The organism is Lentzea sp. HUAS12, from assembly GCF_024125735.1.
Taxonomy (GTDB): Bacteria; Actinomycetota; Actinomycetes; order Mycobacteriales; family Pseudonocardiaceae; genus Lentzea; species Lentzea albida.
Genome location: NZ_CP099738.1, coordinates 8,677,731 through 8,691,023 on the forward strand (window position 1 = coordinate 8,677,731; position 13,293 = coordinate 8,691,023).

General features: G+C 70.7%; 12 protein-coding genes. All 12 read left to right on the forward strand.

Annotation, left to right across the window (positions count from 1 at the left end):
- The first annotated feature begins 77 nt into the window (after positions 1-77).
- The 12 genes from rimP (at position 78) to ND450_RS40805 (ending at position 13,274) form a co-directional block, all read left to right on the forward strand.
- The gene (rimP, locus tag ND450_RS40750) at positions 78-602 is read left to right on the forward strand and encodes a ribosome maturation factor RimP (protein WP_253323370.1); all 525 of its coding nucleotides are present in this window, start codon (positions 78-80) and stop codon (positions 600-602) included.
- The gene (nusA, locus tag ND450_RS40755; RefSeq protein WP_089917404.1) at positions 599-1,612 is read left to right on the forward strand and encodes a transcription termination factor NusA; all 1,014 of its coding nucleotides are present in this window, start codon (positions 599-601) and stop codon (positions 1,610-1,612) included. The genes rimP and nusA overlap by 4 nt, the downstream gene beginning before the upstream one ends.
- A gap of 126 nt (positions 1,613-1,738) precedes the next feature.
- Positions 1,739-1,978, forward strand: a complete 240-nt coding sequence (locus ND450_RS40760; protein ID WP_253328124.1) for a YlxR family protein — start codon at positions 1,739-1,741, stop codon at positions 1,976-1,978.
- Positions 1,979-2,065: 87 nt separating this feature from the next.
- A complete protein-coding gene (infB, locus tag ND450_RS40765) occupies positions 2,066-5,251 on the forward strand; it encodes a translation initiation factor IF-2 (protein WP_253323371.1) in 3,186 nt (1,061 codons plus the stop codon).
- 73 nt (positions 5,252-5,324) lie between these two features.
- The gene (locus ND450_RS40770; RefSeq protein WP_089917400.1) at positions 5,325-5,621 is read left to right on the forward strand and encodes a DUF503 domain-containing protein; all 297 of its coding nucleotides are present in this window, start codon (positions 5,325-5,327) and stop codon (positions 5,619-5,621) included.
- Between the two features lie 13 nt (positions 5,622-5,634).
- A complete protein-coding gene (rbfA, locus tag ND450_RS40775) occupies positions 5,635-6,087 on the forward strand; it encodes a 30S ribosome-binding factor RbfA (protein WP_253323372.1) in 453 nt (150 codons plus the stop codon).
- Positions 6,088-6,288: 201 nt separating this feature from the next.
- Entirely contained in the window at positions 6,289-7,275 is a 987-nt protein-coding gene (locus ND450_RS40780; RefSeq protein ID WP_253323373.1) for a bifunctional oligoribonuclease/PAP phosphatase NrnA, read from the forward strand.
- Positions 7,272-8,405: an ROK family transcriptional regulator gene (locus ND450_RS40785; RefSeq protein WP_253323374.1), complete on the forward strand. Its 1,134-nt coding sequence runs from the start codon at positions 7,272-7,274 to the stop codon at positions 8,403-8,405. Before ND450_RS40780 ends, ND450_RS40785 begins: the two co-directional genes overlap by 4 nt.
- A 207-nt stretch (positions 8,406-8,612) precedes the next feature.
- Positions 8,613-9,917 carry an MATE family efflux transporter gene (locus ND450_RS40790; protein ID WP_253328125.1) on the forward strand — a complete coding sequence of 435 codons (1,305 nt, stop codon included), beginning with the start codon at positions 8,613-8,615 and terminating at the stop codon, positions 9,915-9,917.
- 133 nt (positions 9,918-10,050) lie between these two features.
- A complete protein-coding gene (locus ND450_RS40795; RefSeq protein WP_253323375.1) occupies positions 10,051-11,376 on the forward strand; it encodes a nitrate/nitrite transporter in 1,326 nt (441 codons plus the stop codon).
- A gap of 11 nt (positions 11,377-11,387) precedes the next feature.
- Entirely contained in the window at positions 11,388-12,272 is an 885-nt protein-coding gene (truB, locus tag ND450_RS40800; protein WP_256557387.1) for a tRNA pseudouridine(55) synthase TruB, read from the forward strand.
- Between the two features lie 69 nt (positions 12,273-12,341).
- Positions 12,342-13,274 carry a bifunctional riboflavin kinase/FAD synthetase gene (locus tag ND450_RS40805; RefSeq protein WP_089917721.1) on the forward strand — a complete coding sequence of 311 codons (933 nt, stop codon included), beginning with the start codon at positions 12,342-12,344 and terminating at the stop codon, positions 13,272-13,274.
- Positions 13,275-13,293 lie beyond the last annotated feature (19 nt).

The window sequence follows — 13,293 nt, forward strand, 5'->3', positions numbered from 1 at the left end:
GATAGTCTGGTCGTCCACGGCCGCCGGAAACAGCGTCGGCCGGGGTTTTCATGCGTTCGAACTGAAGGAGACACCACGTGTCCAGCCCGCCGCGCGGAGACCTTTCCGCGCAGCTAGCACCCGTTGTGCGGGAAGCTCTCGAAGCCGTCGGCTTCGACCTCGACGCGCTCGACGTGAATCAGGCTGGGCGCCGCCGTCTGGTCAAGGTCGTCGTGGACGGTGAGGACGGCATCGGGCTCGACGAGGTCGCCGAGGCGAGCCGCGTGGTCTCCGCCGCGCTCGACGAGCACGACCACATCATCAACGGGCCGTACACCCTCGAGGTCACCTCGCCGGGTGTGGACCGCCCGCTCACCCGCCCCCGCCACTGGAAGCGCGCGCACCTGCGTCTCGTGAAGGTCAAGCAGCCCGAGAAGGCCGAGTGGTTCGGCCGGGTGGGCCAGTGCGACGAGACCGGGGTCGAGTTGCTGCACCAGGGCGAGCTGCGGCGCGTGGAGTACCGACACATCGAACGCGCGGTCATGGAGATCGAGTTCAAGCAGCCGCCGGTCGAGGAACTGGCTCGGCTCACTCGGAAAGCACCGGAGGAGGAGCCGAGGTGAACGTCGACATCGCCGCCCTGAGGGCGATCGAACGTGAAAAGGACATCCCCTTCGAGACGGTCCTGGAGGCGATCGAGTCAGCGCTGCTGACCGCCTACAAGCACACCGAAGGGCACGCGACGCACTCGCGCGTGGAGATCGACCGCAAGACCGGCGTCGTGCGCGTGCTCGCGCAGGACCTGGGGCCGGACGGCGCGGTCCAGGAGGAGTGGGACGACACCCCGGAGGGCTTCGGCCGGATCGCGGCCACGACGGCGCGCCAGGTCATCCTGCAGCGCCTGCGCGACGCCGAGCACGAGCGCACCTTCGGCGAGTTCGCCGCCAAGGAGGGCGAGATCATCGCCGGTGTCGTGCAGCGCGACGCCCGCGCGAACGCCCGCGGCATGGTCGTCGTCCAGGTGGGCGACACCGAGGGCGTGCTGCCGCCGGCCGAGCAGGTGCCGGGCGAGCAGTACAACCACGGCGAGCGCATCAAGTGCTACGTCGTGAGCGTCTCCCGCGGCGCCCGCGGGCCGCAGATCGCCCTCTCGCGCACCCACCCGAACCTCGTGCGGCGGCTGTTCGCCCTCGAGGTCCCGGAGATCGCGGACGGCACCGTGGAGATCCCCGCGGTGGCACGTGAGGCAGGTCACCGTTCGAAGATCGCGGTGAAATCAACCGTTGCCGGAGTGAACGCCAAGGGTGCCTGCATCGGCCCCATGGGTGCCCGTGTGCGCAACGTCATGCACGAGCTCGGCGGCGAGAAGATCGACATCATCGACCACTCTGACGACGCGGCCACATTCGTCGGGAATGCGTTGTCACCTGCGAAGGTTGTATCGGTGACGGTGCTCGACGAGCGGGCCAAGACGGCCAGGGTCGTGGTGCCGGACTTCCAGCTCTCGCTGGCGATCGGCAAGGAGGGGCAGAACGCCCGTCTGGCCGCCCGCCTGACGGGCTGGCGCATCGACATCCGCAGTGACGCGGAGGCTCCGGCCGCCGGTGCGGTCACATCCGGTTCGGCTGAATGAGCTCCAGGGGATAGAATTATCAACGGTTCAACGTCAGGTTCGGTCTCCCAGCGCATCGGCCCTGTTCGAACGTGCATCGGATGCCGTACCCGGACGTTGCCCTCTGAGCTGCTGCGAGTGGTCGCGGTGGGTGATTCGGTGGTTCCGGACGTCCATCGGCGGCTTCCTGGTCGGGGTGCTTGGTTGCATTTCGATCTCGAATGTCTCCGCAACGCCGAGCGGCGACGGGCGTTCTCGCGGGCCCTCCGGGTCCAGGGAGCACTCGACGTCGCTTCGTTGCGCGAGCACGTGGAGCAGCACGGGAACTTGGCCGCGGGACAGCCCCGGGGCCAGCAAGCAACAAGGAAGCAGGTCGACCCGTCATGAGTCAGCCGTGAAGCTGAAGACATGAACGCGCGACGTTAAGACGAGGTCGATGGGACTTGCCCGCCGGCCTCACGACCTAGGAGACCAGTGGCAGGCAAGGCCCGCGTGCACGAGCTCGCGAAAGAGCTCGGTGTTACGAGCAAGGAAGTTCTCAACAAGCTCGCCGAACAGGGCGAGTACGTGAAGTCCGCGTCGTCGACCGTCGAGGCCCCCGTGGCCCGTCGGCTCCGTGACGCGTACGAGGCCAAGTCTTCGAAGCCGGCCCCCAAGCCGTCCGCTCCGAAGCCCAAGGCACCCGCACCCGCTGCCGCAGCAGCGCCCGCCGCACCGGCGGAATCGAAGCCTGCGGCCGACAAGCCCGCTGCGCCCAAGGGCATGCCCGGACCCCGTCCGGCCGCCCCGCGCCCGCCGGCCCCGAAGCCCGCTCCGGCAGCTCCTGCCGCGCAGACTCCGGCTCCCGCGGCGCCCGCACCGGCACCCGTGCAGTCCCAGGCCCCGGCCGCCGCACCGGCACCCGCCGCGTCGGCTCCGGCCGCCCCCAAGGCTGCCCCGGCACCGGGCACCAAGCCCGGTGGCGGTCCCCGTCCGGGCCCGCGCCCGGCTCCGCAGCAGCAGCCCGCCGCGCCCCAGCAGCAGCCGCAGGCTCCTGCCGCGTCCGCCGGCGGGCAGTCCCAGTCCGTGGTGCCGCCGCGCACGCAGGCCCCCAAGCCTGCGGGTCCGCGTGCCCCGCGTCCGGGCAACAACCCCTTCGGCGTCGGTGGCGGCAACGCTCCCGCGCCTCGTCCTGGACCTCGTCCCGGCCCACGGCCCGAGCAGGGCGGCGACCGCCCCGCGGGCGGCCCGAAGCCCGGCGACCCCCGTCCGGCCACGCCCCGTCCCGGTGGCGCGCCCGGCCAGGGTGGTCCGCGTCCGGCTGCCGCGCAGGGTGGCGGCCGTCCCGGCCCCGGTCAGGGCGGTCCTCGTCCGGCTCCGGGCCAGGGTGGTCCTCGCCCGAACCCCGGCAACATGCCCCCGCGGCCGAACCCCGGCATGATGCCCGGCCGTCCGGCCGGTAACCGTCCTGGCCCTGGTGGCGGCGGTGGCCGTCCCGGTGGTGGTGGCGGTGGCGGCGGTCGTCCCGGTGGGGGCGGCGGCGGTGGCGGCTTCCGCGGTGGCGGTGGCGGCGGCGGTGGCGGCGGCTTCCGTCCCGGTGGCGGCGGTGGCGGTGGCGGTGGCTTCCGCCCCGGCGGCGGCGGTGGCGGAGGCGGTGGCTTCCGTCCCGGTGGTGCCGGTGGTGGTGGCGGCGCACCCGCCGGTGGCGGCGGTTTCCGCGGTCGCCCCGGTGGCGGCGGCGGCGCTGGTCGCGGCGGTACCGCTGGTGCCTTCGGTCGTCCGGGTGGTCCGGCGCGCCGTGGACGCAAGTCCAAGCGGCAGAAGCGCCAGGAGTACATGGACAACATGCAGGCGCCTTCGGTCGGTGGCGTCCGCCTGCCCAAGGGCAGTGGCGAGACGATCCGCCTGCCGCGCGGTGCCTCGCTGACCGACTTCGCCGACAAGATCAACGCCAACCCGGCGTCGCTCGTGCAGGTGCTCTTCCACCTGGGCGAGATGGTCACGGCGACCCAGTCGGTGTCCGACGAGATCCTGGAGCTGCTCGGCTCCGAGATGAACTACGTCGTGCAGGTCGTGTCCCCCGAGGAGGAGGACCGCGAGCTGCTCGAGACGTTCGACATCACCTACGGCGAGGACGCCGGCGACGAGGAGGACCTGCAGGTCCGCCCGCCGGTCGTCACCGTCATGGGTCACGTCGACCACGGCAAGACCCGACTCCTCGACACCATCCGCAAGGCGAAGGTGCACGAGGGCGAGGCCGGCGGCATCACGCAGCACATTGGTGCGTACCAGGTGCGGACCGAGCTCGAGGGCAACGAGCGACTCATCACCTTCATCGACACCCCGGGTCACGAGGCGTTCACCGCCATGCGTGCCCGTGGTGCGAACTCGACCGACATCGCGGTCATCGTCGTCGCCGCTGACGACGGCGTGATGCCGCAGACGGTCGAGGCGATCAACCACGCGCAGGCCGCCCAGGCGCCGATCGTGGTCGCGGTGAACAAGATCGACAAGGAGGGTGCGAACCCCTCCAAGATCCGCCAGCAGCTGACCGAGTACGGCCTGGTCGCCGAGGAGTACGGCGGCGAGACCATGTTCGTCGACATCTCGGCGAAGCAGGGCATCAACATCGACGGTCTCCTCGAGGCCATCCTGTTGACGGCCGACGCGTCGCTGGACCTCCGGGCCAACCCGGCCATGGAGGCCCAGGGTGTCGCGATCGAGGCGCACCTCGACCGCGGTCGCGGTCCGGTCGCCACGGTCCTCGTCCAGCGCGGAACGCTCCGCGTGGGTGACTCGATCGTCGCGGGTGACGCGTACGGTCGCGTCCGCCGCATGGTGGACGAGCACGGCGACGACGTGCACGACGCGACCCCGTCGCGTCCGGTGCAGGTCATCGGTCTGACCTCGGTGCCGCGCGCCGGTGACTCGTTCCTCGTCGTCGACGAGGACCGCGTCGCCCGCCAGATCGCCGAGCGTCGTCAGGCCCGCACCCGCAACGCCGCCAACGCGGCGAAGCGCAAGCGCGTCAGCCTGGAGGACCTGGACGCCGCGCTGAAGGAGACCTCGGCACTCACCTTGATCATCAAGGGTGACAACTCGGGTACCGTCGAGGCCCTCGAGGACGCGCTCATGAAGATCGAGGTCGGCGACGACGTCGAGCTGCGCGTGATCCACCGCGGTGTCGGTGGCATCACCGAAGGCGACATCAACCTCGCCGTGGCCGGTTCCGCCATCGTCCTGGGCTTCAACGTCCGGGCCGAGGGCAAGGCGACCGAGCTCGCGAACCGCGAAGGTGTGGACGTCCGGTACTACACGGTCATCTACCAGGCGATCGACGAGATCGAGGCGGCCCTCAAGGGTCTCCTCAAGCCGGAGTTCGAAGAGGTCCAGCTCGGCCGCGCCGAGGTCCGCGACGTCTTCAAGTCCTCCAAGGTCGGCACGATCGCGGGTTGCATGGTCCTGTCGGGCGAGATCCGCCGCAACGCGCGTGCTCGCCTGCTCCGCGACGGCAAGGTGATCGCGGAGAACCTCCCGATCAGCTCGCTCAAGCGGTTCAAGGACGACGCCACCGAGGTCCGCGAAGGTTTCGAGTGTGGTCTCACGCTCGGCAACTACAGCGACCTCAAGCTGGAAGACATCATCGAGACCTTCGAGATGCGCGAGAAGCCGCGCGCCTAGTCGGTTGACGTGAGGGGTGCGGAGCCGTTTTAACCGGTGGCTCCGCACCCCTTTCTTCTGGAGGATCTTGCCCATGTACGTGGGTGCTCTGGAACTGGACGTGTTGCTCGGCGACGTCCATTCGTTGAAGGAGAAGCGTTCGGTGGTGCGGCCCGTCGTGGCCGAACTGCGCAAGCGCTTCGAGGTCGCCGCGTCCGAGGCGGGTCATCAGGACCTGCACCGGCGGGCGTTGATCGGCGTCGCCGCCGTCGCGGCCGACGCGGCGCATGTCAGGGACGTCCTGGCCGGCTGTGAAAGGCTGGTCGCGGGACGTCCCGAACTGGAACTGCTCTCCGCCCGGACGCGTCTCGTCGGGCCGGAGGACGACTAGGAAGGGGAGGCTCGTGGCCGACACGGCACGTGCCCGCAAGCTCGCCAAGCGGATCTCGCAGATCGTCGCTTCGGCTCTGGAGCATGAGGTGAAGGACCCGCGTCTGGCGCGGGTCACGATCACCGACACCAAGGTGACCGGCGACCTGCACGACGCGACGGTGTACTACACCGTTCTCGGCGAGCGCCTGGACATCGAGCCCGACTACGCCGGTGCCGCCGCGGCCCTCGAGAAGGCCAAGGGCGTGCTGCGGTCGCTGGTCGGGGCGCAGACCGGGGTGCGGTTCACGCCCACGCTGACGTTCATGACCGACACCGTGCCGGACGCGGCTCGGAAGATGGACGAGCTGCTGGCGAAGGCCCAGGCCGCGGACGCCGAGGTGGCTCGCCGTGCGGTGGGTGCCTCTCCGGCCGGCGAGGCGGACCCGTACAAGGCGCCGAAGGAAGACGACGAGGACGAGGACTGAGTCCTCGGCGAGGGCTGGGCCTCCTGCGGTCGAGTCCTCGATGGACGGCTTCACACCAGGGCGGACACGTTGCGGCGTGTCCGCCCTGTGGTTTCCTGCCCGATCGTCCACCCGGCACACCACCGCCGTAATCGGATGGAAACTGTCTTGTCCGAGGGTGCCCTACCGCACTTCGAGACGGTCAACGGCTAACGTCTCCCTGTGGCAGACGACCTGAGCACCACCATCGCCGAGGCCGCGCGACTGCTGGCCGGTGCCCGTGACGTGACCCTCCTCAGTCACATCAACCCCGACGCCGACACGCTCGGGAGCGCCCTGGCGGTGGGGCTCGCGCTGCACCGGCGCGGGGTCGCGGTGCGGGTCGCGTTCGGCGAGCCGGAGACCGTGCCCGAGAGCCTGAAGGCCTTGGACACGGCGGGGTTGCTCGTCCACCGCGACGAGGTGCCGCAGGCGCCCGAGTTCCTGGTCGTCATGGACACCGGCAGCGTGCAACGGCTCGGGCCGCTCGGTGACCGCGTCACGAACTGCACGGGTCCCGTCGTCGTCGTGGACCACCACGTGTCGAACACGCGGTACGGGACGTTGCACTGCGTCGACTCGCAGGCGGAGGCCACGGCGCTCATCGCGCTCAGATTGCTGGACGAGATGGACGTCGAGATCGACGAGCCCATCGCGCGGTGCCTGTACGCCGGGCTGGTGACCGACACCGGCGGCTTCCGCAAGGCCGGGCCGGAGGCGCACAAGATCGCCGCACGGCTGCTGGAGACCGGAGTGGACGCGTACGCCGTCACACGTCCGTTGATGGACTCGCACCCGTTCGCCTACCTCGGCATGTTGTCGCGTGTGCTGGCCAAGGCGGAGCTTGATCAGAAGGCGGCGCACGGCCTGGGGCTGGCGCATGCGGTCGTGAGCCTCGACGACGCGTGTGAGGTGCGCAGCGAGGAGGTCGAGAGCGTGATCGACGTGGTGCGCTCCGCTTCCGAGGCCGAGGTCGCGGCCGTGGTGAAGGAGCTCAGGCCCGGGTTCTGGTCCGTGTCGCTGCGGGCCGTGAGCCGGGTGGACGTTCGTGAGGTGGCGCAGGTCCTCGGGGGTGGCGGGCACCGGCTGGCGGCCGGGTTCACCTTCGACGGGACCGCGGAGCAGGTCGTCGCCGCGCTCAAGGGCGCGTTGGAGCGGGTGGAGTCATGACACGGACAGGGAGCCCGCGGCTGCTGCGGGAGATCAACGACCGGGCCGCGATCGAGACGTTGCTGCGCAGCGGGGCGATGACGCGGGCCGAGCTGGAAGAGGTGATCGGGCTGTCCAAGCCCGCCACCGCCCAGCTGCTGGCGCGCCTGGAAGAGGACGGCATGGTCGTCCGCACGGGGTTGCGCGGGGGTGGACGCGGTCCGCGTGCGCAGATGTGGGCCGTCAACGGCGGCGTCGGGCACGTGGCGGCGGTGGCGCTGTCGGCCGAGCTGATCGACGTGGCCATCGCGGACATCACCGGGTCGTTGCTGGCCGAGCACAGCGCGCCGATGCCGAAGGAGAACACCCTCCGGGTCTTCCGCGAGACCGTGCAGAAGGCGGCGGTCCTGGCGGGCCTGTCGCTCGACGCGTTGTCGCACGTCGTGGTCGGGACGCCCGGTGCGGTGGACCCGGCGACCGGGCACCTCGGGTTCGCGCCGCACCTGCCGGGCCTCGAGGCCGTCGACCTGCCGTCGACGTTGCGCGAGCTGCTCGGCGTGCCGGTGTCGATCGAGAACGACATCAACCTCGCCGCGCTGGAGGAGATGAGCTCCGGCCGGGCGACGGGGGTGCGCGACTTCGTGCTGTTCTGGCCCGCGGACGAGATCGGGTCGGCGGTCGTGGTCAACGGCACGCTGCTGCGCGGTGTCACGGGCGGCGCGGGCGAGATCGACTCCATGCAGATCCCGGGCGGCCGCTACGGCGACCAGGTCGACAGCGACGCGATCGTCGCGCTGGCGGCCGAGTACGGGATCGCCGCGCCGACCGGGCTGGACGCCGTCGCGCACGCCCTGAACGCCGGCACCGAGGGCAAGGCGTTCCTCACCGCTCTCGCGCACCGGATCGCGCTCGGGCTCGCGAACGTCGTGTGCGTGCTCGACCCGGAGCTCGTGCTGCTGTCCGGCGCGGTGGCGCACGCGGGCGGCGAGACGTTGTGCGACCTCGTGGCCGTCGAACTGCTGAAGCTCGTCGTGCCGCGCACTCCGGTGCACCTCGCGCAGATCACCGCGAAGCCGGTGCGCTCGGGCGCGCTGCACTCGGCGCTGGCCGTGGCGCGCGAGCAGGTGTTCGGGCTGCCGCAACGGTCGTGAGTGGCATCACCGCACGGCGGGGGCTGTGAGCGCCCAGTGCCGCGACAGCCGGCCTTTGCCCCGTGTTCGGTGGTCAGACGGCCGCATCGCGGTGCCGGCCCCGCGTCCCTGTACTGGTTGTACCGGGGCGCGGGGCCGGTGCCGTGAGGTGGCCCGCTGAGCGTCGAAGACGCGGCGAAGGTCGGCTGTCGCGGCACTAGGGTTCGTCTGGTGGAGGATCGGGTTCCCGCTCGGCGGGTGATCGGGCTGGCGGTGCCCGCACTGGGGGTGCTGGCGGCCGAGCCGTTGTACGTGCTCGTGGACACGGCGGTGGTCGGCCACCTGGGGGCGGTGCCGCTGGCCGGGCTCGCCATCGGCGGTGTGCTGCTCACGCAGGTGTCCACGCAGCTGACGTTCCTCTCGTACGGCACGACGGCGCGCACGGCCCGGTTGCACGGGGCCGGACGGCGTCAGGAGGCCGTCGAGGAGGGCGTTCAGGCGACGTGGCTGGCGTTCGCCGCCGGACTGCTCGTGGTGGTGCTGGGGCAGCTGTTCGCGCGGCCTCTGGCGGAACTGCTCGCGGGGCCGGGTGCGGTGGCGGACGCGGCGGTGGCGTGGGTGCGCATCGCGTTGTTCGGCGCGCCGTTCATCCTCGTCACGATGGCCGGCAACGGTTGGATGCGCGGTGTTCAGGACACCAAGAGACCACTGAAGTACATCCTGATCGGCAACGGCATCAGCGCGGTGCTGTGTCCCGCGCTCGTCTACGGCGCGGACTGGGGGCTTGAGGGCTCGGCCATTGCCAACGTTGTCGCGCAGCTGCTCTCGGCCGGGCTCTTCATCAAGGCGTTGTTCGCGGAGCACGTGTCGTTGAAGCCACATTGGGCCTCCATGCGCGCGCAGCTCGGCATGGGGCGTGATCTGGTGTTGCGCAGCCTCGCGTTCCAGGCGTGCTTCATCAGCGCGGCCTCTGTGGCGGCACGCACGTCCGTCGGCGCCTTGGGTGCCCATCAGGTCGTGTTGCAGCTGTGGACGTTCCTCGCACTTGTGCTCGACTCGCTGGCCATCGCGGCTCAGTCACTCGTCGGCGCGGCGCTGGGGGCGTCCAAGCGCAGGCAGGCCGAGAAGCTCGCGTGGCAGGTCACGCGGTACGGGCTGGTGTTCGGCATCGGGCTCGGGGTCGTCTTCGCGGCGCTGGTCACCGTGCTGCCGCGGGCGTTCACGACGGATCCCGGCGTGCTGGCCGAGATTCCGCACGCGTGGTGGTTCTTCGTTGCGCTGCAACCGATCGCGGGTGTGGTGTTCGCGCTGGACGGCGTGCTGCTGGGCGCCGGTGACGTGAAGTTCATGCGGACCGCGACGCTCGGGTCGGCCGTGGTCGGGTTCCTGCCGCTGGTGTGGGCCTCGTACGCGTTCGGGTGGGGCCTGGCCGGCATCTGGACGGGCCTGTCGCTGTTCATGCTGCTGCGACTCGTGGCCGTGGTGTGGCGGACGCGCTCGGGGGAGTGGGCCGTGGAGGGCGCGGTCCGGTAGTGACCAGGCCCACGGCGGAGGTCACCGAACGGGTGCTGTGTCCGGCTTCACGGCATGAAACCGTTACCAAGAAGGTTGCTTGATGCGATGTAACTAATGTCCGCCCCCACCTCTGAACTGGGAGAGTGCCGCCTTGCCGCCGGTCGATCGCGCCACCCGTACCTCGTGGCTGATCTGGACCACCGCCGTACTCGTCTACTTCGCCGCCCTGTTCCACCGGACCACGCTCGGCGTGGCCGGACTGGAAGCGAGCGAACGCTTCGGGCTCGGACCCGCCCAGCTCGGTGTCTTCACCGTGCTGCAGATCGGTGTCTACGCCCTCATGCAGATCCCGACCGGCCTGCTCGTGGACCGCTACGGGCCGCGCCGGGTGCTCACCGCCGCCGCCCTGCTCATGGGCACCGGGCAGTTGCTCTTCGCGATCGCCGACTCGTACGCCCTCGGGCTCGTCGCACGGGCCGTGCTGGGCATGGGTGACGCGATGACGTTCATCAGCGTGATCCGCCTCGTCGCGTCGCACTTCCCGCCGCGCCAGTACTCGTTCGTCGTCGCGATCACGGCCACGATCGGCGGTGTCGGCAACCTCGTCGCCACCGTGCCGCTGACGCTGCTGCTCGGCTCGATCGGGTGGACGTGGGCGTTCCTCATCGCGGGCGGCCTGACCGCGCTGTACTCGGTCGTCGCGTTCCTGCGGGTGCGGGACGTGCCCGCCGGGTTCACCGCGCCGAAGCCGGAACCCGTGCCGGTGCGCGAGATCTGGCCGAAGGTGCGGCAGGCGTGGAGCGTGCCCGGCACCCGGCTCGGGTTCTGGGCGCACTTCAGCACCATGTCGACCCCCGCCGTCATCGGCCTGCTGTGGGGGTACCCGTACCTCGTGCAGGCGCAGGGCATGTCGCCCAACGCCGCGTCGTCGACGCTGGGACTGCTCGTGATCGGCGCGATCGTGACCGGACCGGTCATCGGCGGGCTGTTCTCGCGCAACCCCGAGTGGCGGATGCCGATCTCGGTCGGCTTCCTCGGGTTCGCCCTGGCCGGCTGGGCCGTGCTGCTGCTGTGGCCGGGCGGGAAGGTGCCGGCCCCGGTCATCGCCGTCGTGTTCCTGGTGCTGACGGTGGGCGGGCCGATCTCGGGCGTGGCGTTCGCGCTGGCCCGCGACTACAACCCGGCGCACCGCCAGTCCACGGCGAGCGGTCTCGTGAACGTCGGAGGCTTCCTCGCGGTGACGGTCTCGGCGCTCGGCATCGGCGTGCTGCTGGACCTCGTCGAGGGCGTGCTGGCGCCCGTGACGGCGTTCCGGGTCGCGTTCTGCTTCAGCGTGGCGCTGCTGGTGCTGGGTGGCTGGCGGATGCTCGTGTGGTGGCGGCGCGCGCGTGCCGCGGTGTTCGAGGCGGAGGAGCGCGGGGAGACCGTGCCGGTGCAGATCCGGCGTCGCCGTTGGGACGCTCTGAACGTCGCTTAAGATTTCGGGCCGTGAAACCCTCTGTTGCACCGGGCCTGGTCGTCGTCGACAAGCCGGACGGCATGACCTCGCACGACGTGGTGGCGCGTGTGCGCAGGATCCTCGGCACCCGCAAGGTCGGGCACGCCGGCACGCTCGACCCGATGGCGACCGGTGTGCTCGTGCTCGGCATCGAGCGCGCGACGAAGCTGCTCGGCCACCTGGCGCTCGACAGCAAGGCCTACCTGGCGACGATCGTGCTCGGCGCGTCCACCACCACGGACGACGCCGAGGGCGAAGTGCTGTCCACTGAGGACGCTTCCGGGGTGGCCGACGACGCGATCGCCGCCGAGGTGGCGAAGCTGACCGGCCCGATCCAGCAGGTGCCGTCGTCCGTGTCCGCGGTGAAGATCGACGGCAAGCGCGCTTATGCCCGTGTGCGTGCGGGTGAGGACGTGGAGATCCCCGCACGGCCCGTGACGGTGCACCGGTTCGACGTGTTGTTCTCGCGCCGTGAGGACAAGCAGGTGCTTCTGGACGTGATGGTCGAGTGTTCGTCCGGCACGTACGTGCGCGCGTTGGCGCGTGACCTGGGTGCCGCGCTGGGCGTCGGTGGGCACCTGGGTGCGTTGCGGCGCACCAGGGTCGGGCCGTTCGACCTGCGCGTGGCGAAGACGTTGCAGCAGCTGGAGGAGACGCCCGGGCTGTCGCTCGACCTCGACGCCGCGGTCGCCACGGCGTTCCCGCGCCGGGAGATCGACCCGAACGAGGCGTCGGCGTTGTCGCACGGGCAGCGGCTGCGCGCGGGCGGGATCGACGGCACGTACGGGGTGTTCGGACCGGACGGGCACGTCATCGCGCTCGCCAAGGACGAGGGCACCGCGTGCAAGCCCGTGGTGGTGCTGAGCCCGGCCTGATGCCCGAGTGCTGCCCGTCTCCCGAGGCGGGCAGGCGTGCGCACCGGCCGGGGTCGTAGGCTGATCGCCGTGCAACGCTGGCGCGGACTAGATCACCTCCCCGGCGGCTGGGGCCGCTGCGTCGTCACCATCGGCGTGTTCGACGGTGTCCACAAAGGCCACCAGGCGCTGATCGGACGTGCCGTCGGCCTCGCGGAGCAGCGCGGCCTGCCGAGCGTGCTGATGACCTTCGACCCGCACCCGTCCGAGGTGGTGCGTCCCGGCAGCCACCCCGCGCAGCTCACGACGCTGCGGCGGCGTTCGGAGCTCGTCGAGGAGCTCGGCATCGACCACTTCGTGGTGGTGCCGTTCAGCCTGGAGACGAGCCGGATGCCCGCGGACGAGTTCGTCCACGAGGTGCTCGTCGAGAAGCTGCACGCGGCCGCCGTCGTGGTGGGGGAGAACTTCACGTTCGGGCACAAGGCGGCCGGTAACGTCGCGTTGCTGCGTCAGCTGGGGCAGCGGTTCGGATTCGTGACCGAGGGGGCTGATCTGGTGTCCGCAGACGACGTGACGTACTCGTCGACCTACATCCGCGCGTGCATCGACGCCGGCGACGTGAAAGCGGCGGCCGAGGCGCTGGGCAGGCCGCACCGGCTCGAGGGGATCGTCGTCAAGGGCGACGGGCGGGGCAAGGACCTGGGGTTCCCGACCGCCAACCTGTCGACGCCGAAGTTCGCGGCCGTTCCGGCGGACGGGATCTACGCCTGCTGGTTCACTGACGCCAAGGGCAAGACCCTGAAGGCCGCCGTCTCAGTAGGGACGAATCCGACGTTCTCCGGCCGGGAGCGGCGAGTCGAGGCGTTCGTGCTGGACGTCGACGAGGACTATTACGGCCAACGCGTCGCCATCGACTTCGTGGACAGGCTGCGGGAGATGGAGAAGTACGACTCCGTCGAGGCCCTGCTCGAACAAATGCACCGGGACGTAGACCGAACGAGGGAACTGCTGGCCGAGTCGTGACCGTCAGATCAGGCGAAGT